This window comes from Kitasatospora sp. NPDC086009 (assembly GCF_044540385.1).
Lineage (GTDB): Bacteria > Actinomycetota > Actinomycetes > Streptomycetales > Streptomycetaceae > Kitasatospora.
In genome coordinates, this window is sequence record NZ_JBITSA010000001.1 from 1,092,595 (window position 1) to 1,117,189 (window position 24,595).

General features: G+C 72.1%; 1 protein-coding gene. It reads right to left on the reverse strand.

All coding sequences use genetic code 11. From position 1 onward, the window contains the following. Positions 1 to 159: 159 nt before the first annotated feature. Positions 160 to 24,594, reverse strand: a complete 24,435-nt coding sequence (locus ACIF6L_RS05030) for a non-ribosomal peptide synthase/polyketide synthase (protein WP_396492465.1) — start codon at positions 24,592 to 24,594, stop codon at positions 160 to 162. Between the last annotated feature and the right edge of the window lies 1 nt (position 24,595).

Below are 24,595 nucleotides of genomic sequence, written 5' to 3' on the forward strand. Positions count from 1 at the left end.
CGATCGGGCCTGGTCGGGCCGCGAGGTCCGGTCCGGGTCCGGTCGGGCCGCGCGGTCCGGCCCGGGTCAGGGCGGCCGCGCCGTCCGGCCCGCCCTGACCCGTTCCGCCCCGAGGGCCCCGCGGTCGTACCGACCGCGGGGCCCTCGGGCGTTCCGCCGCTAGTGGACGGTGCCGACGCCGGTCACCACCCGCTGGGCGCGGGTCCGCAGCTCGTCGAGCACGTCCTCGGAGTCCGGCGCGGACCCGCCGGACACCAGGGCGGTCACCGCGTGGCTGTCGAAGCCCGCCGCCAGCAGCAGCCGCCAGTCCTCCGGCGTGGCCTGCACGTGGGTGACGCGCTGCGTGTCCATCAGGGCGACCAGCGCCGCCGGGTCCGCGGCCTCGGCCTCGGACGCCAGCACCACCCGGGCGCCGCCGGTGAGCGGCAGGTGCAGCTCCGCCGCCGCCCGCAGGCCGGCCCCCGGAGCGGCCGCCAGCCAGGCGCCGCGCCGAATCCCGCCGAGTTCGGCCCGGACCTTCTCCAGCAGCCGGCCCAGCTCACGGTGGTCGACCAGCACGCCGTCCAGCAGGCAGGCCGCCCCCTCCGGCGAGGCCGCGAGCGGCAGCGCCCCGGTCGGCCGGGCGGCGAGCGGCGCCGCCTCGTCGTCCAGCCGCAGCACCCCGCCGGTGAAGCCCCCGGCCACCGCCCGATCGGTGATCAGGAAGGTGACCCGCGGGTCGACCTGCTCCGCCGCGGCGGCCGGGTCGATCAGCTGGTACGCGGCGCCGGCGCGCCAGACGCCCTGGAGCACCGGGACCAGCTCGGCCCGGCGGGCCAGCGCCACCCCGACCACCGCGCCCGGGCCGACCGCGAGCGCCGTCAGGTGGTGCGCGATCCGGTTGGCGTACTCGTCCACCTCGCGGTAGCTCAGCGTGCGCCCGGACGCGACCACGGCCACCGCCTTCGGCGTGCGGGCCGCCTGCTCGGCGATCAGCCCGACCGGCAACGGCTGCTCCAGCTCGGCCGCGGGCGTACCCGCCGACGCCGTGGGGGCCGGCAGGTAGCCGGCGGTCGCGTCCCCGTCCGGGTCGGCGGCCATCGCCTCCAGCACCAGCCGGTACATCGCGACGAGCTGCGCCAGCTGCGCTCGGCCGAGCGCGCCGGCCCCGGTGCTGAGCCCGATCCGGCCGCCGGTGGCGATCACGGTCAGGGCGAACTCGTTGGAGCCGTCGTTCATCGAGGCCCGGACGTCCACCGCGCCGCGGTCGACCTGGTGGAAGTCGAGGAACTCGAACATCACGCTCAGCGCCGCCCGGCCGGGGCCGGCCGCCCGCTGGATGGCGGGCAGCGGGTAGCGGCGGTGCGACCAGAGCTCGGTCTCGGTGCCGAAGACCCGCGCCACCAGCTCGCGCCAGGTCTTCGCGCCCCGGGCGGCCGGGAAGGGCAGGGTGTTGAGGTGCATGCCGAGCACCCGCTCCGCGCCCGGCGCCTCCAGGCGGCCGTGGTAGACCACGCCCGTGTGGAAGGCCGGGGCCGTGCTGAGCGAGCCCATCACCGTGAGGTGCGCGGCGAGCAGCACCGTCTTGAGCGAGGTGTTCGCGCCGACGGCGAGCGCCCGCAGCCGCTCCTCCAGGTCCGCGTACTCGACGTTGAGTAGCAGCGACCCGGCGCTCCGGTCCCGCCAGGTGGCGGGCAGCTCCAGCGGGCTGTGCCGGTCGACCACGTCCTGCCAGAAGGCCTGGTCGGCCGGGTCGGACAGGGCGGTCAGCTCGGCGGCGACGTAGTCCGCGTACCGGACCGCGGGGGCCTGGTAGGCGGCCGGCGTCCCGCCGTCGCGCAGCGTCCGGTAGGTGTCGAGCAGCTCCATCAGCAGCGAGTTGAGCGTCCAGCCGTCGGTGACGGCGTGGATGTGGCTCGCGGTGACCCGCCAGGCCTCGTCCGACTCGACGTGCACGGCGATCCGCAGCAGCGGCGCGGCCGTCAGCTCGAACCCGCGGGCCCGCTCCTCGGCCACGTAGCCGCGCGCCCGCTCGGCCCGCTCGTCCTCGGTCAGGCCGCGCAGGTCGTGCACGGTGACGGGGACCTCGGCGGTGGCGTGCACCAGCTGGAGCGGCCGGCCGAACCCGGTCAGGTGCACCGAGGTGCGCAGCAGCTCGTGGCGGTCCGCCAGCAGTGCCAGGGCCCGCCGCAGCGCCGCTTCGGCGAACGGCCGGGTGTCCGGGATCCGGAAGGAGTTGATGTGGTGGTAGGCCGTGCCGCCCTCGCCCGCCATCAGCTCGACGAGCATGCCGGTCTGGATCTGGGAGAGCGGGTAGGCGTCGACGACGTCGGCGGGCAGGGCCGCCCGGTCCTCCTCGTCGACCAGCGCGAACGGCTCGACGGCGGTGATCAGCGAGCGGCCGTCGCCGCCGGGCAGGGCCGCGGCCAGGGCGGCGACGGTCCGCCGCTCGAACACGTCGCGGATGGTCAGGTCGTGGCCGGCCTCGCGCAGCGCGCCGACCAGGCGGACGGCCCGGATCGAGTCGCCGCCGAGGTCGAAGAAGCTGTCCTCGACACCGACCTGCGCCAGGCCCAGCACCTCGGCCCAGACCGCCGCCAGGGCGGCCTCCAGCTCGGTGCGCGGTGCGAGGTGGTGCTCGCCCACGACGCTCACCGCCTGCTCCGGCGCGGGGAGCGCCCGGCGGTTCACCTTGCCGTTGGTGGTCAGCGGGATCCGCGCCAGGGTGACGAACGCCGCCGGCACCATGTACCCGGGCAGCGCCGCCGCCAGGTCCGACCGCACCGCCGCGAGGTCCGGGGCGGCGGAGCCGGCCGGCACCAGGTAGGCGACCAGCGACTTCTCGCCGGCCTCGTTCCGGTGCACGATCACGGTCGCCTCGTCCACCAGCGGGTGCTCGCGCAACCGGGCCTCGATCTCGCCCAGCTCGATCCGGAAGCCGCGGACCTTCACCTGGCCGTCGATCCGGCCCAGCGACTCGTAGCGGCCGTCGGGCAGGCGCCAGGCGAGGTCGCCGGTGCGGTACAGGCGGGAGCCGGCCGGGCCGTACGGGTCCGGCACGAACCGCTCGGCGGTCAGCCCGGGGCGGTTCAGGTAGCCGCGGGCCACGCCCGGGCCGCCCACGTGGATCTCGCCCGGCACGCCGTCCGGCACCAGGTGCCCGTTGGCGTCCAGCAGGTGGATCACGGTGTCGGCGACCGGCAGGCCGATCGGGGACGCCGCCCGGGGCAGGTCCGACTCCGTCACCCGGTGGTAGATCGAGTGCACGGTGGTCTCGGTTGGCCCGTAGATGTTGACCAGGGCCGTCCGCACGCCGAACTTCGCCGTCCAGGGCGCCAGTTGCGACATGTCCAGGCGCTCACCGCCGAACACGACCGCACGCAGCCCCAGCCGGTCGACGCGCGGGTCGCCCTCCTGCACCAGCCCGGTCAGCGAGCGGAACGCGGACGGGGTCTGGCAGAGCACGGTGACCCGCTCGGCCACCAGCAGCTCGACCAGCTCCTGCGGCGACCGGGCGACCATCGCGGGGACGACCACCAGGCGGCCGCCGTGCAGCAGCGGGGCCCAGATCTCCTTGACCGAGAAGTCGAAGGCGTAGGAGTGGAACAGCGCCCACACGTCGTCCGCGGCGAACGGGAAGTCCGCACGGGTCGCGCCGAACAGGCGCGGCACGTTGGCGTGCGCGGTGCCGACGCCCTTCGGCAGGCCGGTCGAACCGGAGGTGTAGATGACGTACGCCAGGTTGTCCGGGCGCACCCCGGTGGCCGGGGCGGTGGCCGGGCGGGCGTCGATCGCGGCCCGGTCGGCGTCCATCAGCACCCGGGCGCCCGCGAACTCGATCGGCTCCAGGGCGGAATGGGTCACCAGGATCGGCGCCTTGGCGTCGGCCAGCATGTAGGCGAGGCGGTCGGCGGGGTTGGCCGGGTCGAGTGGCAGGTAGGCGGCGCCGGACTTCAGGATGCCCAGCAGGGCGGGGACGAGGTCCGGGCCGCGCTCCAGCGACAGGCCGACGACCCGCTCCGGCCCGGCGCCCAGAGCGACCAGGTGGTGGGCGATGCGGTTGGCCCGCTCGTCCAGCTCGGCGTAGGTCAGGCTCTGATCGCCACTGGTCAGCGCGACGGCGTCCGGGGTGCGGGCGGCCTGGGCCGCGAACAGCTCGTGCAGGCAGCCGGCGGCCTGCTGCTCGACCGGTGCCCGGAGCACCGGGACGAGCCGGCGGTCGGCCTCGGCCAGCGGGACGGGCAGGGCGTCACCGTCGGCGTCGGCGGCCATCGCCTCCAGCACCGACCGGTACATCGCGCCCAGCCGCTCCAGGTTCTCCCGGCTCATCGTCGAGACCGCGGCCCCGAGGCTGAGCCGGCCGACCCCGGCGATCGCCATCAGGCCGAACTCGTTGCGGCCGTCGTTCAGACCACCACCGGTGTCCACCGTGCCGGTGTCGACCTGGTGGAAGTCCTGGTGGTCGAAGAGCACGGTGAGCAGGTCGCGGGTGTTCCCGGCGGCGCGCTGGACGGCGGGCAGGGGGTAGCGGCGGTGCGACCAGATCTCGGTCTCCGTCGCGTAGGTCCGCTCGACCAGTTCGCGCCAGGTCTTCGCGCCCCGGGTGGTCGGGAAGGGCAGGGTGTTGAGGTGCATGCCGAGCACCCGGTCGGCGCCCGGCGCCTCCAGGCGGCCGTGGTAGACCACGCCGGTGTGGAAGGCGTCCTCGGCCGTCAGGCTGCCCATCACCTTGAGGTGGGCGGCCAGCATGACGCTCTTGAGCGAGGTCTTCGCCTCGGTCGCGAGCCTGTGCAGGCCCTCCTCCAGGTCGGCGAACGGCACGCCGATCGAGTGGCGCTGCTCCGAGTCCTCGGCGCCGGCCCAGGTGGCCGGGATCCGCAGCGGGGTGTACCCGTCCACGACGTCCTGCCAGAAGACCTGCTCCTCGGTGCTCGCCAGGGCGGCCTCCTCGGCGGCGACGTAGTCGGCGTAGCGGACCGCCGGGGCCACGTGGGCGGCCGGCTCGCGGCCGTCCCGCAGCGCCTGGTAGCAGCCGACCAGCTCCATCAGGAAGGAGTTGATCGTCCAGCCGTCGGTCACCGCGTGCAGGTGGCTGACCGTCAGGCGCCAGGCCTCGGCAGACTCGATGTGGACCGCCAGGTGCAGCAGCGGGCCGTTCACCAGGTCGAACCCGGCCGTCCGGGCCGCGGCGACGAACGCGCGGCCGTGGGCTTCCTGCTCGGACTCGGTCAGGCCGCGCAGGTCCTCGACGACGAACGGGATCTCGACGTCGGCGTGGACGAGCTGGAGCGGCCGGCTGTAGCCGGTCAGGTCGACCGAGGTCCGAAGGATCTCGTGCCGGGCGGTGACCAGGCCGATGGCCTCGCTCATCGCTGCGGCGTCGAAGGCCTTCGCGTCCGGCAGACGGAAGGAGTTGATGTTGTGGTAGCTGTTTCCGCCGTCCGCCGTGAGCATCTCGACGAGCATGCCGGTCTGGATCTGGGAGAGCGGGTAGGCGTCGACGATGTCGGCCGGGAGGGCCTTGCGGTCCTCGTCGCCGATGAGGGCGAAGGGCTGGACGGCGGTGATGAGGGATTCGCCGGTGCCGTCGCCGACCGCAGTGGCCATGGCGGTGATGGTGCGCTGCTGGAAGACGTCGCGGATGGTGACGTCGTAGCCGGCGGCGCGCAGGGCGCCGACGAGGCGGACGGCGCGGATGGAGTCGCCGCCGAGGTCGAAGAAGCTGTCGTGGATGCCGATGCGGGGGAGGTCGAGGGTCTCGGCCCAGATGGTGGCGAGGCGTTCTTCGAGGGGGGTGCGGGGGGCGGTGTAGTGGGTGGTGGTGAGGGTGTCGAGGTCGGGGGTGGGGAGGGCGCGGTGGTCGATCTTGCCGTTGGGGGTGAGGGGGATGGTGTCGATGGTGAGGTAGGTGGTCGGGACCATGTAGTCGGGGAGTGTGTCGGCGAGTTGGGCGCGTAGTGCGTGGGTGTCGATGGTGGTGTGGGTGATGAGGTAGGCGGTGAGGCGCTTGTTGCCGGGGCTGGGTTCGCGGACGGTGACGACGGTGTCGGTGATGTGGGGGTGTTCGCGCAGGCGGGCTTCGATTTCGCCGAGTTCGATGCGGTAGCCGCGGATCTTGACCTGGTTGTCGATGCGGCCGAGGGTTTCGAGGGTGCCGTCGGGGAGGTAGCGGGCGAGGTCGCCGGTGCGGTAGAGGCGGGTGCCGGCGGGGCCGTGGGGGTTGGGCAGGTACTTCTCTGCGGTGAGGTCGGGGCGGTGGTGGTAGCCGCGGGAGATGCCGGTGCCGTCGATGTGGATCTCGCCGGGGACGCCGACGGGGACGGGGTGGAGGTGCTCGTCGAGGACGTGCATGCCGGTGTTGGGGAAGGGTGTGCCGAGGGGGACGGCTTCGAGGGTGAGGGTGGTGTCGACGGGGCAGCCGGAGTTGCCGATGGTGATCTCGGTGGGTCCGTACTCGGTGGCGAGGCGGGTGCCGTGGGGGCCGGCGAGGTCCTGCCAGCGCTGGGCGAGGGTGAGGGGGAAGTTGTCGCCCGCGGCGATGACGATGCCGGCGAGGTCGCGGGCCTGGGTGGGGGTGAGTTGGTGGGTGAGGAGGTCGAGGTGGCCGGGGGTGAGCTTGACGAAGGAGAACGGTCCGGCTTCGACCAGTGCCGTGCCCAGGCTCGCCGTGTCCAGGCCGTCCGGGAGGAGGGTGAGGGGCTGGCCGGTGAGGAGGGGGGTGAACAGGTTGGGGATGCCGAGGTCGAACGCGATGGAGGAGAACAGCGGTGCGCCGCCGGTTCCGGCACTGGCGTAGAGGTGGGTGGTGTGGTTGAGGTAGTTGACCAGGCCGTGGTGGTGGACGAGGACGCCCTTGGGGCGGCCGGTGGAGCCTGAGGTGTAGATGGCGTAGGCGAGGTTCTGGCCGTCGAGGGTGCGCTGGGGTGTGGTGGTGGGGTGGCGGTCGATGCGGCGGTGGTCGCGTTCGAGGACGACGAGGGTGGCGTCGAAGACGGGGGTGAGGGTGGCGGTGAGGGCGCCGGAGGTGACCACGATCGGGGTGGCGGTGTCGGTGAGGACGTAGGCGAGGCGGTCGGCGGGCCAGGACGGGTCGAGGGGGAGGTAGGCGGCTCCGGCCTTCCAGACGCCGAGGAGGGTGGGGACGAGGTCGGGGCCGCGCTCCAGGCAGACGCCGACGAGGACGTCCGGTCCGGCGCCGAGCGCGAGCAGGTGATGGGCGATGCGGTTGGCCCGCTCGTCGACCTCGCGGAAGGTGAGGCGGACGTCCCCGGCGATGACGGCAACCGCGTCCGGCGTCGCGGCGGCCTGGGCTTCGATCAGGTCGACGGTCAGACCCGCAGGCCAGTCGACCGAGCCACCCGCGGCCCAGGTCGTGAGCTGGGTGCGCTCCGCCTCCGGCAGGTGGGAGAGGGTCGCGTCGCCGTTGGGGTCGGCGGCCATCGCCTCCAGCACCAGCCGGTAACGCTCACCCAGCAGGCCCAGCCACTCGCGACCCACCACGGCGGTCGGGGCACTGAGGTTCACCCGGTCCGGGCGGGCCAGCACGTTGAGGGCGAACTCGTTGGCGCCGTCGCCCAGCGAGCCATCGGTGTCGATGGGGCCGTCGTCGACGAGGTGGAAGTCCAGGTACTCGAAGAGGATCGAGACCAGATCGCCGGAGCTGCCGGCGGCGCGCTGGACGGCGGGCAGCGGGTAGCGGCGGTGGGACCAGATCTCGGTCTCGGTGGCGTAGGTCCGCTCGACCAGTTCGCGCCAGGTCTTCGCGCCCCGAGTGGTCGGGAACGGCAGGGTGTTGAGGTGCATACCGAGCACCCGGTCGGCGCCCGGTGCCTCCATCCGGCCGTGGTAGACCACACCGGTGTGGAAGGCGTCCTCGGCCGTCAGGCTGCCCATCACCTTGAGGTGCGCGGCCAGCAGCACGCTCTTGAGCGAGGTCTTGGCGGCGGTGGCCAGTCGGGTCAGTCCGTCCTTGAGGTCCAGGAACGGGACCGGGACACCGTGGCGCTCGTTCCCGTGGCGCTCGCCCTCACCCCAGGAACCGGGCAGGACCAGCGGGCTGTGGGCATCGACGAGCTGCTGCCAGAAGGCCTGGGTGGCCGGGTCGGCCAGCGCGGTCTGCTCGGCGGCGATGAAGTCCGCGTAGCGGACCGCCGGCACCTCGTAAGCGGTCGGCTCCTCGCCGTTCCGCAGGCTGCGGTAGAGGGTCACGATCTCCATCGCCAGGGTGTGGTAGCTCCACCCCTCGGTGACGGCGTGAATGTGGCTGAACGTCAGGCGCCAGCTCTGGTCCGACTCGACGTGTGCGGCGATGCGCAGCAGCGGGGCGGCGGTCAGGTCGAAGCCCGTCGCCCGCTCCTGCTCGACGTAGGCGGTCGTGCGCTCCGTGATCTCGGCCTCGGCCAGTCCGCGCAGGTCGTGCGTGGTGATCGGGACCTCGGCCGTGGCGTGGACGAGCTGGAGGGGCTGGCTGTAGCCGTCCAGGTGCATCGAGGTGCGCAGGATGTCGTGCCGGGCGACCACCGTGTCGACGGCCTGGCGCAGGACGTCCGGCGAGAACGACAACGCGTCCGGCAGGCGGAACGAGTTGATGTTCCGGTAGGTGCTGCCGCCCTGTGCCGCGAGCATCTCGACGAGCATGCCGGTCTGGATCTGGGAGAGCGGGTAGGCGTCGACGACGTCGGCCGGGAGGGCCGCGCGGTCGTCCTCGCCGATCAGGGCGAAGGGCTGGACGGCGGTGATCAGGGACTCGCCGGTGCCGTCACCGACCGCGATGGCCATGGCGGCGATGGTGCGCTGCTGGAAGACGTCCGGGATGGTGATGTCGTAGCCGGCGGCGCGCAGGGCTCCGACGAGGCGGACGGCGCGGATGGAGTCGCCGCCGAGGTCGAAGAAGCTGTCCTCCACACCGACCTGCGGCAGACCCAGCACCTCGGCCCACACCGCTGCCAGGCGCTCCTCGACCGGAGTACGCGGGGCGGTGTAGCCGGTGGTGCTGAAGGCGTCCAGGTCGGGCGCGGGGAGGGCGCGGGTGTCGGCCTTGCCGTTGGTGGTCAGCGGAATCGTGTCCAGGGTGACGAACGCGGCCGGGACCATGTACTCGGGCAGTGAGGTCCCGAGGTGGGTGCGGAGCGCGGTCGTGTCGAGGACGGTATCGGTGGCCGGGACGACGTAGGCGACGAGCATCTTCTCGCCGTTGGTGTGGCTGTCGCGAACGGTGACGACGCTCTGGCGGACGGTGGGGTGTTGGGTGAGTGCGGCTTCGATCTCGCCGAGTTCGATGCGGTAGCCGCGGATCTTGACCTGCTTGTCGATCCGGCCGAGGGATTCGAGGGTGCCGTCGGGCAGGCGCAGGGCGAGGTCGCCGGAGCGGTAGAGCCGGGAGCCGGCGGGGCCGTGGGGGTTGGGGAGGAAACGTTCGGCGGTGAGTGCGGGGCGGTTGAGGTAGCCGCGGGCAACGGCGGGGCCGGTGACGTGGATCTCGCCGGGGACGCCGGTGGGGACGAGGTGTCCCCGGGCGTCGAGGAGGTGGATGGCGGTGTCGTCCATCGGGGAGCCGACGGGGCTGTGCGCGGTCCGGGTGACGTCGGTGCCGGTGATGCGGTGGTAGGTGGAGTGCACGGTGGTCTCGGTGATGCCGTACATGTTGACGAGTGCGGTGTGCTGGGTGCCGACGCGGTCGGTCCAGGGGCGCAGTTCGGTCATTTCGAGGCGTTCGCCGGCGAAGACGATGGCACGCAGGGCGAGTTGGTCGATCCGGGGGTCGTTGTCGGCGGCGAGCTGGGTGAGGGTGCGGAACGCCGACGGGGTCTGGCAGAGGATGGTGGCCTGTTCGGTGGTGAGCAGGTCGAGCAGGTCATGCGGGGAGCGGGCGATCGCGGAGGGAACGACGACGAGTCGGCCGCCGTGGAGGAGGGCACCCCACATCTCCCAGACGGAGACGTCGAAGGCGTAGGAGTGGAAGAGCGGCCAGACGTCGGTGGGGCCGAAGTGGTAGTTCTCGCGGGTGGCGGTGAACAGGCGGGCGACGTTGGCGTGGGTGAGGCTGACGCCCTTGGGCAGGCCGGTGGAGCCCGAGGTGTAGATGACGTAGATCTGGTTGTCCGGACGCACGTCCGTGACCGGCGGGGTCGCCGGGCACGCGTTGATCTCCGCCGCGTGGACGTCGACGAACACACGGGTCCCGGTGAACTCCAGCTCGTCCAGGGCGGAGTGGGTGACGAGCAGGTCGGCCTTGGCGTCGGTGAGCATGTAGGCGAGGCGGTCGGCGGGGTTGGCCGGGTCGAGTGGCAGGTAGGCGGCGCCGGACTTCAGGATGCCCAGCAGGGCGGGGATGAGGTCGGGTCCGCGTTCCAGGGAGAGGCCGACGATCCGCTCGGGGCCGGCGCCGAGGGCGATGAGGTGGTGGGCGATGCGGTTGGCCCGCTCGTCCAGCTCGGCGTAGGTGAGGCTCTGATCGCCACTGGTCAGCGCGATGGCGTCGGGGGTGCGGGCGGCCTGGGCGGCGAACAGCTCGTGGACACAGTCCTCGACCGGCTGCTCGACGGTGGTGTTCCAGGCGTCGAGCAGTCGGGAGAGTTCGTCGGCCGGGAGGTGGGCGGCGCGGGCGTCGCCGTCGGCGTCGGCGGCCATGGCCTCCAGCACCGACCGGTACATGGCACCCAGCCGCTCCAGGTTCGCCGCGGTGAAGAACTCCGTCGAGCTGCTCAGGTTGACGTGCCCGCCCTGCGGGATCGCCATCAGCGCGAACTCGTTCGCACCGCCCGCCATGGTGGCCTCGACATCGACGGAGTCGGTGTCGACCTGGTGGAAGTCGTGGTGGTCGAAGAGGACGGTGAGCAGGTCGCGGGAGCTGCCGGCGGCGCGCTGGATGGCGGGCAGCGGGTAGCGGCGGTGGGACCAGATGGCGGTCTCCGTCGCGTAGGTCCGCTCGATCAGTTCGCGCCAGGTCTTCGCGCCCCGGTCGGTCGGGAAGGGCAGCGTGTTGAGGTGCATGCCCAGCACCCGGTCGGAGCCCGGCGCCTCCAGGCGGCCGTGGTAGACCACGCCGGTGTGGAAGGCGTCCTCGGCGGTGAGGCTGCCCATCACCTTGAGGTGGGCGGCCAGCATGACGCTCTTGAGCGAGGTCTTCGCTTCGGCCGCGAGCTTGCGCAAGCCGTCCTCCAGGTCCGCGAACGGCACCCGGACCCCGAGGCGCTCGCCCGGCTCACTGCCCCAGGTGGCGGGCAGGACCAGCGGGCTGTGGGTGTCGACGACGCGCTGCCAGAAGGCCTGGGTCGCCGGGTCGGAGAGCGCGGTCTGCTCGGCGGCGACGAAGTCGGCATAGCGCACCGGAACCGGCTCGTGGGCCGCCGGCTCAAGGCCGTCCCGCAGTGCCCGGTAGGCGCCGTGGAGCTCCATCAGCAGCGAGTTGAGCGTCCAGCCGTCGCTGACCGCGTGGTTGTGGCTGATCGTCAGGCGCCACGCCCGGTCGGACTCCACGTGTGCGGCGAACCGCAGCAGCGGAGCCGTCGTGAGCTCGAACCCGTGGGCCCGCTCCTCCTCGGCGTAGGCGAGCGCACGCTCCGTGATCTCGGCCTCGGCCAGACCGCGCAGGTCGTACACGGCCACCGGGGCTTCGGTGGCGGCGTGGACGAGCTGGAGGGGCTGGCTGTAGCCGTCCAGGTGCATGGAGGTGCGCAGGATGTCGTGCCGGGCCACCACCGTGTCGACGGCGCGGCGGAAGGCCTCGGCGTCGAACGGCTGCGGGTCGGGCAGCCGGAAGGAGTCGATGTTGTGGTAGACCGCACGGTCGACCGCGGACATGACCTCCACCAGGATGCCGGTCTGCGCCTGGGAGAGGGGGTAGGCGTCGACGACGTCGGCCGGGAGGGCCGTGCGGTCGTCGTCGCAGATGAGGGCGAAGGGCTGGACGGCGGTGATCAGGGACTCGCCGGTGCCGTCACCGATCCGGGTCGCGAGGGCGGCGATGGTGCGCTGCTGGAAGACGTCGGGGATGGTGATGTCGTAGCCGGCGGCGCGGAGGGCGCCGGTGAGGCGGACGGCGCGGATGGAGTCGCCGCCGAGGTCGAAGAAGCTGTCCTCGACGCCGACCTGGGGGAGGCCGAGGACCTCGGCCCACACCGCTGCCAGGCGTTCTTCGACGGGGGTGCGGGGGGCGGTGTAGCCGGTGGTGGTGAAGGCGTTGAGGTCGGGGGTGGGGAGGGCGCGGCGGTCGGTCTTGCCGCTGCTGTTGAGGGGGATGGCGTCGAGGGTGACGAACGCCGCGGGGATCATGTATTCGGGGAGGGTGGTGGCGAGTTCGCGGCGCACGGTGGTGAGGTCGAACCCGGTGTTGTCGGTGACGAGGTAGGCGAGGAGGGTGTCGTCGCGGACGATGGCGACGGCCTGGTGGATGTGGTCCAGGGCGGTGAGGGCGGTTTCGATCTCGCCGAGTTCGATGCGGTAGCCGCGCAGTTTGATCTGGTTGTCGATGCGGCCGAGGTAGTCGATGGTGCCGTCGGGGAGGTAGCGGGCGAGGTCGCCGGTGGCGTAGAGGCGGGTGCCGGCGGGGCCGTAGGGGTCCGGCACGAACTGCTCGGCGGTGAGTTCGGGGCGGTTGAGGTAGCCGCGGGCGACGGCGGGGCCGCCGACGTGGAGCTGGCCGGGGACGCCGATGGGGACGTGGTGGCCGGCTCGGTCGAGGAGGTGGATGGTGAGGTCGGTGAGGCGGGTGCCGATGACGCTGCGGCGGGGGCCGGTGAGTTCGGCGGGGGTGACCTGGTGGAACGTGGCGTAGACGGTGGTCTCGGTGGGGCCGTACATGTTGACGAGGGCCGGGTTGTTCCAGCCGAACGTGTGGGTCCAGTCGGTGAGTTCGGTGACGTCGAGGCGTTCGCCGGCGAACACGACGGTGCGCAGGGCGGTACCGGTACCGGTGTCGGTGCTGGTGGTGAGGGTGGTGGCGAGGGTGCGGAACGCGGAGGGGGTCTGGCAGAGCATGGTGATCTGCTCGATGGTGAGCAGGTCGGCCATGTCCTGGGGGGAGCGGGCGATCGCGGTGGGGACGACGACGAGTCGGCCGCCGTGGAGGAGGGCGCCCCACATCTCGAAGACGGAGACGTCGAAGGCGTAGGAGTGGAACAGGGCCCACACGTCGTCGGCGGTGAAGTCGATGCGTTCGCAGGCCGCGGTGAACAGGCGGGCGACGTTGGCGTGGGTGAGGCTGACGCCCTTGGGCCGGCCGGTGGAGCCTGAGGTGTAGATGACGTAGATCTGGTTGTCCGGACGCACGCCGGTCACGGGTGCGGTGGCCGGGCGGGTCGCGATCTCGGCCGCGTGGGTGTCGACGAGGACGCGGGTGCCGGTGAACTCCAGCTCGTCGAGGGCGGAGTGGGTGACGAGCAGGTCGGCCTTGGCGTCGGTGAGCATGTAGGCGAGGCGGTCGGCGGGGTTGGCCGGGTCGAGGGGGAGGTAGGCGGCGCCGGACTTCAGGATGCCCAGCAGGGCGGGGACGAGGTCGGGTCCGCGTTCCAGGGAGAGGCCGACGATCCGCTCGGGGCCGGCGCCCAGGGCGATCAGGTGGTGGGCGATGCGGTTGGCGCGCTCGTCCAGCTCGGCGTAGGTGAGGTGGGACGAGCCGCTGGTCAGGGCGATGGCGTCCGGGGTGCGGGCGGCCTGGGCGGCGAACAGCTCGTGGACGCAGTCGTCCACCGGCTGCTCGACGGCGGTGTTCCAGGTGTCGAGCAGTCGGGAGAGTTCGTCGGCCGGGAGGTGGGCGGCGCGGGCGTCACCGTCAACGTCGGCGGCCATCGCCTCCAGGACCGACCGGTACATCGCGCCCAGCCGCTCCAGGTTCGCCGCCGTGAGGAACTCCGAGGAGCCGCCCAGCTGAACGGCACCACCGCTGGCGATCGCGTTGAGGGCGAACTCCGTGGTGCCCTGGTTGAGTGAGGCCTCGACATCCACCGCGTCGGTGTCCACCTGGTGGAAGTCCTGGAACTCGAACATGACGTTGATCAGGTCGCTGTTCCCGGCGGCGCGCTGGACGGCGGGCAGCGGGTAGCGGCGGTGGGACCAGATGGCGGTCTCGGTCGCATGGGTCCGCTCGACCAGTTCGCGCCACGTCTTCGCGCCCCGAGTGGTCGGGAACGGCAGGGTGTTGAGGTGCATGCCGAAGACCCGGTCGGCGCCCGGTGCCTCCAGGCGGCCGTGGTAGACGACGCCGGTGTGGAAGGCGTCCTCGGCGGTGAGGCTGCCGAGCACCTTGAGGTGCGCGGCCAGCATGACGCTCTTGAGCGAGGTCTTCGCCTCGGTCGCGAGCTTGCGCAGGCCGTCCTCCAGGTCCGCGAACGGCACCCGGGCCGTGACGGACTCGCCCGGCTCGCCGCCCCAGGTGGCGGGCAGGGCCAGCGGGCTGTGGGTGTCGACGACCTGCTGCCAGAACTCCTGGGTCTGCGGGTCGGAGAGCGCGTCCTGTTCGGCGGCGATGTAGTCGGCGTAGCGGACCGACGGCACCTCGTGTGCCGCCGGCTCAAGGCCGTCCCGCAGCGCCTGGTAGGTGCTGAGGAACTCCATCAGCAGCGAGTTGATGGTCCAGCCGTCGGTGATCACGTGCAGGTGACTGACCGTCAGGCGCCAGGCCTGGTCGGACTCGACGTGCGCCGCGAACCGCATCAGCGGGGCCGTGGTCAGCTCGAAGCCCGTGCGGTTCTCCTGCTCGACGTAGGCGCGGGCCTGCTCGGCGATCGCGGCCTGGCTCAGGCCGCGCAGGTCGTGGATGGCGACCGGGATCTCGACGTCGGCGTGGACGAGCTGAAGCGGCTGGCTGTAGCCGTCCAGGTGCATGGAGGTGCGCAGGATGTCGTGCCGGGCGACCACGAGGTCGGCGGCGCGGCGGAAGGCCTCGGCATCGAAGGGGTGGGGGTCCGGGATGCGCGAGGAGTTGATGTTCCGGTAGACGTGCTCGTTCTCCGTGGACATCAGCTCGACGAGCATGCCGGTCTGGATCTGGGAGAGCGGGTAGGCGTCGACGATGTCGGCCGGGAGGGCCTTGCGGTCCTCGTCCGAGATCTGGGCGAAGGGCTGGACGGCGGTGATGAGGGACTCGCCGGTGCCGTTGCCGGGGAGGGCTGCGGCCATGGCGGTGATGGTGCGCTGCTGGAAGACGTCGCGGATGGTGACGTCGTAGCCGGCGGCGCGCAGGGCGCCGACGAGGCGGACGGCGCGGATGGAGTCGCCGCCGAGGTCGAAGAAGCTGTCCTCGACACCGACCTGGGGCAGGCCGAGGACCTCGGCCCACACCGCTGCCAGGCGTTCCTCGAGGGGGGTGCGGGGGGCGGTGTAGCCGGTGGTGGCGAACGCGTCCAGGTCCGGCGTGGGGAGGGCGCGGGTGTCGATCTTGCCGTTGGCGGTGAGGGGGATGGCGTCGATCGTCAGGTAGGCGGTCGGGATCATGTACTCGGGGAGCTTGTCGCCGAGTTCGGCGCGCAGTGCCGGAGCATCGAGCACGGTGTCGGTGACGAGGTAGGCGACGAGGGTCTTCTCGCCGTTGGTGCTCTCGCGGACGGTGACGACGGTGTCGGTGATGTGGGGGTGTTCGCGCAGGCGGGCTTCGATTTCGCCGAGTTCGATGCGGTAGCCGCGGATCTTGACCTGGTTGTCGATGCGGCCGAGGGTTTCGAGGGTGCCGTCGGGGAGGAAGCGGGCGAGGTCACCGGTGCGGTAGAGGCGGGTACCGGCGGGGCCGTGGGGGTTGGGGAGGTACTTCTCTGCGGTGAGGTCGGGGCGGTGGTGGTAGCCGCGGGAGATGCCGGTGCCGTCGATGTGGATCTCGCCGGGGACGCCGACGGGGACGGGGTGGAGGTGCTCGTCGAGGACGTGCATGCCGGTGTTGGGGAAGGGGGTGCCGAGGGGGACGGCTTCGAGGGTGAGGGTGGTGTCGACGGGGCAGCCGGAGTTGCCGATGGTGATCTCGGTGGGTCCGTACTCGGTGGCGAGGCGGGTGCCGTGGGGGCCGGCGAGGTCCTGCCAGCGCTGGGCGAGGGTGAGGGGGAAGTTGTCGCCCGCGGCGATGACGATGCCGGCGAGGTCGCGGGCCTGGGTGGGGGTGAGTTGGTGGGTGAGGAGGTCGAGGTGGCCGGGGGTGAGCTTGACGAAGGAGAACGGTCCGGCTTCGACCAGTGCCGTGCCCAGGCTCGCGGTGTCGAGGTTGTCGGGGAGGAGGGTGAGGGGCTGGCCGGTGAGGAGGGGGGTGAAGAGGTTGGGGATGCCGAGGTCGAAGGCGATGGAGGAGAAGAGGGGTGCGCCGCCGGTTCCGGCACCGGCGTAGAGGCCGGCGGTGTGGTTCAGGTAGTTGACCAGGCCGTGGTGGTGGACGAGGACGCCCTTGGGGCGGCCGGTGGAGCCTGAGGTGTAGATGGCGTAGGCGAGGTTCTGGCCGTCCAGGGCGCGCTGGGGCGCGGTCACCGGGTACTGGCCGATGGTCGCCTGCTCGCGCTCGACGACGACGAGGGTGCCGTCGTACTGGGCGCCGACGGTGTCGGCCAGGGCGGCGGAGGTGACGATCACCGGGGTGGCGGTGTCGGTGAGGACGTAGGCGAGGCGCTCGGCGGGCCAGGACGGGTCCAGCGGCAGGTAGGCCGCGCCGGCCTTCCAGACGCCGAGGAGAGTGGGGACGAGGTCGGGGCCGCGCTCCAGGCAGACACCGACGAGGACATCCGGTCCCGCGCCGAGCGCGAGCAGGTGGTGGGCGATGCGGTTGGCGCGCTGGTCCAACTCGGCGTAGGTCAGCCGGGTCTCGCCGGCGATGACGGCGACCGCGTCCGGCGTCGCGGCGGCCTGGGCTTCGATCAGGTCGACGGTCAGGCCCTGCGGCCACTCGACCGAGCCGCCTGCGGCCCAGGTCGTGAGCTGGGTGCGCTCCGCCTCCGGCAGGTGGGAGAGGGTCGCGTCGCCGTCGGCGTCGGCGGCCATCGCCTCCAGCACCAGCCGGTAGCGCTCACCCAGGGCGTTCAGGTTCGCCCGGTCGATCGCGGTGCTCATGCTGTCGAGGTTGATTCGGCCGCCACGCACGATCACGTTGAGGGCGAACGAGTTGGAGCCGTCGCCCATCGACCCGTCCAGGTCGACGGAGTTCTCGTCGACGACGTGGAAGTCCAGGTACTCGAAGAGGACGGAGACCAGCTCGCCGGAGTTGCCGGCGGCGCGCTGGACGGCGGGCATCGGGTAGCGGCGGTGGGACCAGATGGCGGTCTCCGTCGCGTAGGTCTGCTCGACCAGCTCACGCCAGGTCTTCGCACCCTGAGCGGTGGGGAACGGCAGGGTGTTGAGGTGCATGCCGAGCACCCGGTCGGCGCCCGGCGCCTCCAGGCGGCCGTGGTAGACCACGCCGGTGTGGAAGGCGTCCTCGGCCGTCAGGCTGCCCATCACCTTGAGGTGCGCGGCAAGCAGCACGCTCTTCAGCGACGTCTTCGCCTCGGTGGCGAGCCGACGCAGACCGTCCTCGATGTCGGTGTAGGGCACCCGGGCATGCAGCTGCTCGATGCCGGCGTCCGGGGTGCCGAAGGAGGTCGGCAGGACCAGCGGGCTGTGGGTGTCGACGAGCTGCTGCCAGAAGGCCTGGGTCGTCGGGTCGGAGAGCGCGGTCTGCTCGGCGGCGACGAAGTCCGCGTAGCGGACCGACGGCACCTCGTAGACGGCCGGCTGCTCGCCGTTCCGCAGGCTGCGGTAGCAGGCGAGGATTTCCATCACCAGGGTGTGGTAGCTCCACCCCTCGGTGACGGCGTGGATGTGACTGAACGTCAGGCGCCAGGCCTGGTGCGACTCCAGGTGGACAGCGATGCGGACCAGCGGCGCCTCGGCCAGCTCGAAGCCCAGGGCGCGCTCGGAGGTCATGTACTCCTGCTTGCGCGCCGCGATCTCCTCGGCGGCGAGCGCACGCAGGTCGTGGATCGCGACCGGGACCTCGGCGGTGGCGTGGACGAGCTGGAGGGGCTGGCTGTAGCCGTCCAGGTGCATGGAGGTGCGCAGGATGTCGTGCCGGGCCACCACGGTGTCGAGGGCGCGGCGGAACGTCGTTGCGTCGAAGGGGACTTCGTCGGGGACGAGGAAGGAGTTCAGGTTGTGGTACGTGTTGCCGCCCTGTGCCGCGAGCATCTCGACGAGCATGCCGGTCTGGACCTGGGAGAGCGGGTAGGCGTCGACGACGTCGGCCGGGAGGGCCTTGCGGTCGTCGTCGCCGATGAGGGCGAAGGGCTGGACGGCGGTGATCAGGGAGTGGCCGGTGCCGTCACCGATCCGGGTCGCGAGGGCGGTGATGGTGCGCTGCTGGAAGACGTCGGGGATGGTGACGTCGTAGCCGGCGGCGCGGAGGGCTCCGACGAGGCGGACGGCGCGGATGGAGTCGCCGCCGAGGTCGAAGAAGCTGTCCTCGACACCGACCTGGGGAAGACCCAGCACCTCGGCCCAGACCGCGGCCAGGCGCTCCTCGACGGGGGTGCGGGGGGCGGTGTAGCCGCCGGTGGCGAACGCGTCCAGGTCGGGGGCGGGGAGGGCGCGGTGGTCGACCTTGCCGCTGTTGCTCAGCGGGACGGCGTCGATCGTCACGAACGCGCCCGGGACCATGTACTCCGGCAGCTGCCGGCCCAGTTCGCGCCGTACGGCGGCGATGTCCGGCGCGCTGCCGTCCTCGGTCACCAGGTACGCGACGAGGGCCTCGTCGTGGACGGTCACGACGGCCTGGCGGACCTGCTCCAACCCGCTCAGGACCGTCTCGATCTCACCCAGCTCGATACGGTAACCACGGACCTTGACCTGGCTGTCGATCCGGCCCAGGCACTCCAGACTGCCGTCCGCCAGGAACCGCGCCAGGTCACCCGTCGCGTACAGCCGCGAACCCACCGCCCCGTACGGGTTCGGCAAGAACCTCTCCGCCGTGAGGTCCGCCCGCCCGTGGTAGCCCCGGGCCACCCCGTCACCGTCGATGAACAACTGACCCGTCACCCCCGACGGAAGCAGCCGCAGCCCCTCGTCCAGGACATAGACGCCGGTGTTGGCCAACGGGTGGCCGACGGCGATGGTCTCCGGCTCCTCGGGGACGTCCCAGAAGCTCGACCAGATGGTCGTCTCCGTCGGACCGTAGACGTTGACCACCCGCCGCGTGACCGCCGACAAGGCGGACGCGAGGTGTCCGGGCAACGGCTCGCCACCCGTCAGCGCGGTGACCGAACGCTCCTCGAAACCCGCCTCCAGCAGCAGCCGCCACGCCGACGGCGTCGCCTGCACATGACTCACCCCCTGCGCCCCGACCAGAGCGATCAGCGCCGCCGGATCCTTCACCTCGTGGTCGCGCGCCAGCACCACCCGACCACCCGTGACCAGCGGCAGGTGCAGCTCCAGACCCGAGATGTCGAACGACACCGACGTCGAGGCCAGCCACACCGAACCATCCGGCACACCCAGGTCGTCCCGCACCGAAGCCAGCAGGTTGTGCAGCGCACCGTGCCCGATCATCACGCCCTTCGGACGCCCCGTCGAACCACTCGTATACAGCACGTACGCCAACCGCTCCGGAACCACCACACCCGGCACCGCAAGAGTCGGCGTCTCGTCGAACACCACCGTGTCCAGGTCGATCCTGGTCCCGGCGAAGTCCACCGACCGGCCGCTCACGGTGACCAGCACCGCCGCGCCCGAGTCCGCCAGCATGTAGTCGATCCGCTCACCCGGCAGCGCCGGATCGATCGGCAGATACGCCCCACCGGCCAGCCACACGCCGTGCAGCAGCGGCACCAGATCCGCCTCACGCGGCAGGCACACACCCACCACGCTCTCCGGACCGACACCCGCCGCCCGCAACAGGGCACCGAACCGCGCCGCCCGCTCCGCCACCTGCCCGTACGTCAGCTCCACATCACCGACCACCACCGCGACCGCGTCCGGCGACTCCACGACCCGGGCCGCGAACGCCTCCGGCGCACTGGCCGTCGACCACACCACCTCACGCCCCGGCGCGGACAACACCGCCACCTCGGCTCCGGACAACGGCACCACACGCGCGTCACCCTCCGGATCCGCCGCCATCGCCTCCAACACCGACCGGTACAACCCACCCAACCGCTCCAGGCCCTCGGCACCGAAGGCCTCGGTCGTGCTGCTGAGGTGGAAGCGCCCGTCACGGGTGATGACGGTCAGCCCGAACTCGTTGGCGCTCTCCCGCAGTTCGGCGGAGGTGTCGACCTCATCGGCGTCCAGTTGGTGGAAGTCGTGGAAGTCGAACATCACGGAGACCAGCTCGCCGCTGCTGCCGGCGGCGCGCTGGATGGCGGGCAGCGGGTAGCGGCGGTGGGACCAGATGGCGGTCTCCGTCGCGTAGGTCCGCTCGACCAGCTCACGCCAGGTCCTCGCACCCCGACTGGTCGGGAACGGCAGGGTGTTGAGGTGCATGCCGAGCACCCGGTCGGCGCCCGGCGCCTCCAGACGGCCGTGGTAGACCACGCCGGTGTGGAAGGCGTCCTCGGCCGTCAGGCTGCCCATCACCTTGAGGTGCGCGGCCAGCATGACGCTCTTGAGCGAGGTCTTCGCTTCGGCCGCGAGCTTGCGCAGCCCCTCCTCCAGGTCCGCGAACGGCACCTGCAGACCGGTCCGGCCGCCCGCGTCACCGCCCCAGGTGGCGGGCAGGACCAGCGGGCTGTGGGTGTCGACGACCTGCTGCCAGAAGGCCTGGGTCGCCGGGTCGGCCAGCGCGGTCTGCTCGGCGGCGACGAAGTCCGCGTAGCGCACCGGGAGCGGCGCCGGGGCGGCGGGCTCGCGGCCGTCCCGCAGCGCCTGGTAGTCGCCCAGGAGCTCCACCAGCATCGAGTTGACGGACCAGCCGTCGGTGATGGCGTGCGGGTAGGTGAGGGTCAGGTACCAGGACTCGTCGGACTCCAGGTGTGCGGCGACGCGCATCAGCGGAGCGGCCGTGAGCTCGAACGCGGCGGCGTGCTCGGCGGCGGCGAAGGCACGGCCGTGCTCGGCCTGCTGCTCGGCGGTCGAGCCGCGCAGGTCATGGACGGTGACCGGGATCCCGGCGGTCGCGTGCACCAGCTGGAGCGGCTGCGAGAACCCGTCCAGGTGCATCGAGCTGCGGAGCGTCTCGTGGCGCGCGGTGATCAGCTCGACGGCGCCGCGCAGGGCGTCCGGCGAGAACGCCTGGCGGTCCGGAAGGCGGAAGGAGGTGATGTTCTGGTAGACGTTCCGCCCGTGGGTCGCTGCCAGCATCTCGACGAGCATGCCGGTCTGGACCTGGGAGAGGGGGTAGGCGTCCACGGCATCGGCGGGCAGCAGCGCCCGGTCGTCCTCGCCGATCAGGGCGAAGGGCTGGACGGCGGTGATCAGGGACTCGCCGGTGCCGTCGCCGACCGCGATGGCCATGGCGGCGATGGTGCGCTGTTCGAAGACGTCGCGGACCGTGATGTCGTAGCCGGCGGCGCGGAGGGCTCCGGTGAGGCGGACGGCGCGGATGGAGTCGCCGCCGAGGTCGAAGAAGCTGTCCTCGACGCCGACCTGGGGGAGGCCGAGGACGTCGGCCCAGACGGCGGCGAGGCGTTCCTCGACGGGGGTGCGGGGGGCGGTGTAGCCGGTGGTGGCGAACGCGTCCAGGTCGGGGGTGGGGAGGGCGCGGCGGTCGGTCTTGCCGCTGCTGTTGAGGGGGATGGCGTCGAGGGTGACGAACGCCGCGGGGATCATGTATTCGGGGAGGGTGGTGGCGAGTTCGCGGCGCACGGTGGTGAGGTCGAACCCGGTGTTGTCGGTGACGAGGTAGGCGAGGAGGGTGTCGTCGCGGACGATGGCGACGGCCTGGTGGATGTGGTCCAGGGCGGTGAGGGCGGTTTCGATTTCGCCGAGTTCGATGCGGTAGCCGCGCAGTTTGATCTGGTTGTCGATGCGGCCGAGGTAGTCGATGGTGCCGTCGGGGAGGTAGCGGGCGAGGTCGCCGGTGGCGTAGAGGCGGGTGCCGGCGGGGCCGTGGGGGTTGGGGAGGAAGGTGTCGGCGGTGAGTTCGGGGCGGTTGAGGTAGCCGCGGGCGACGGCGGGGCCGCCGACGTGGAGCTGGCCGGGGATGCCGATGGGGACGTGGTGGCCGGCTCGGTCGAGGAGGTGGATGGTGAGGTCGGTGAGGCGGGTGCCGATGACGCTGCGGCGGGGGCCGGTGAGTTCGGCGGGGGTGACCTGGTGGAACGTGGCGTAGACGGTGGTCTCGGTGGGGCCGTACATGTTGACGAGGGCCGGGTTGTTCCAGCCGAACGTGTGGGTCCAGTCGGTGAGTTCGGTGACGTCGAGGCGTTCGCCGGCGAACACGACGGTGCGCAGGGCGGTACCGGTACCGGTGTCAGTGCTGGTGGTGAGGGTGGTGGCGAGGGTGCGGAACGCGGAGGGGGTCTGGCAGAGCATGGTGATCTGCTCGGTGGTGAGCAGGTCGGCCATGTCCTGGGGGGAACGGGCGACCATGGCGGGGACGACGACGAGTCGGCCGCCGTGGAGGAGGGCGCCCCACATCTCGAAGACGGAGACGTCGAAGGCGTAGGAGTGGAACAGGGCCCACACGTCGTTCGCCGAGAGGGCCAGCTGGTCGCGGGTGGCGGTGAACAGGCGGGCGACGTTGGCGTGGGTGAGGCTGACGCCCTTGGGCCGGCCGGTGGAGCCGGAGGTGTAGATGACGTAGATCTGGTTGTCCGGACGCACGCCGGTGACGGGTGCGGTGGCCGGGCGGGCCGCGATCTCGGCCGCGTGGGTGTCGACGAGGACGCGGGTGCCGGTGAACTCCAGCTCGTCGAGGGCGGAGTGGGTGACGAGCAGGTCGGCCTTGGCGTCGGTGAGCATGTAGGCGAGGCGGTCGGCGGGGTTGGCCGGGTCGAGCGGGAGGTAGGCGGCGCCGGACTTCAGGATGCCGAGGAGGGCGGGGACGAGGTCCGGGCCGCGTTCCAGGGAGAGGCCGACGATCCGCTCGGGGCCGGCACCGAGGGCGATCAGGTGGTGGGCGATGCGGTTGGCCCGCTCGTCCAGTTCCGCGTAGGTGAGGTGGGACGAGCCGCTGGTCAGGGCGATGGCGTCGGGGGTGCGGGCGGCCTGGGCGGCGAACAGCTCGTGGACGCAGTCGTCCACCGGCTGCTCGACGGCGCTGTTCCAGGTGTCGAGCAGCAGCTCACGCTCCGCGGCCGGCAGGAAGTCGATCGCGGAGAGCCGGGCGTCCGGCGTCGCGGTGAGGCCGGCCAGCAGGTTCAGGTAGTGCGCGGCCATCCGCTCGATCGTGCCGCGGTCGAAGAGGGCGGTGGCGAAGCAGAGCCGGGCCTCCAGCGGCCCGTTCACGCCGTCGGTGATGTCCAGGGTGAGGTCGACCTTGGCGATCCGGTCGGCGGACTCGGGACGCACGGTCAGGCCGGGCAGCTCGAAGGCGGGCGCCTGGTGCTCGCGGAGGATGAAGTCGACCTGGTACAGCGGCGTGCGCGAGAGGTCGCGCTTCGGCTGCAGCTCGTCGACGAGGCGGGCGAACGGCACGGACTGGTGCTCGTAGGCGTCCAGCATGGTGTGGCGGCCGGTCGCGAGCAGCTCGCGGAAGGTCGGGTCGCCCTGCCAGTCGAGGCGGTTGACCACGACGTTGATGCCGTAGCCGATCAGCCGCTGGAGCTCGGGGCGGGCGCGGCCGGAGACGGTGACGCCGACGGGGATGTCGGTGGTGCGGGTGTAGCGGGAGACCAGCGACTGGAAGGCGGTGAGCAGGACGACGAACCGGGTGACGTCGTTCTCGGCAGCCACCCGCTGGGCCCGCTCGGCGAGTTCCGCCGGGATCGTGAAGGTGACGGCGTCGCCGGCGGACTCGCGGCGGGCGGGGCGGGGGCGGTCGGTGGGCAGGTCGATGACCGGGACGTCGGACAGCCGGCCGCGCCAGTAGTCGAGCTGGCGGTCGAGCACGTCACCGCTCAGCTCCTTGCGCTGCCAGGCGGCGAAGTCGGCGAACTGGACCGGCAGCGGGGCGAGCGGGGAGGGCGCGCCGGTGGTGAACGCGGTGTACAGGGCGCCGAGTTCCTCCGCGAAGACGCCCATCGACCAGGCGTCGCACGCGATGTGGTGGAAGGTGACGACCAGGATGTGCCGGTCCTCGGCGAGGGCGAGCAGCCGGGCGCGGACCGGCCAGTCGCGCTCCAGGTCGAACGGGGTGACGATCTCCTGCTCGGCGAGCTCGCGGGCCCGCGCTTCGCGGTCCTGGACGGGGACGTCCGCCAGGTCCACGACGGGGAACGGCGGGGCCGCGGGAGCGTCGACGATCTGGACCGGCTCCTCGCCGGCCAGCAGGTAGCGGGTCCGCAGGATCTCGTGGCGTGCGACGATCTCCGTCCACGCCGCGCGCAGGGCGGCGCGATCCAGCGTCCCGTCGAGCCGCAGCGCCAGCGGTACCAGGTACTCGGCGCTGTCGGGCTCCAGGCGGTTGAGGAACCACATCTGCTGCTGACCGAACGTGACGGGCAGCGGCTGGTCCCGATCAACCGTGGTGATCAGGGACCGGCGACCGCCCCGCTTGCCGGCCAGCCGGCGCCGCAGCAGCTCCTCGCGCTGCGCTGCCACGTCCTGCTTGGTCGACTTCATGTCGCCGGTGTTCATT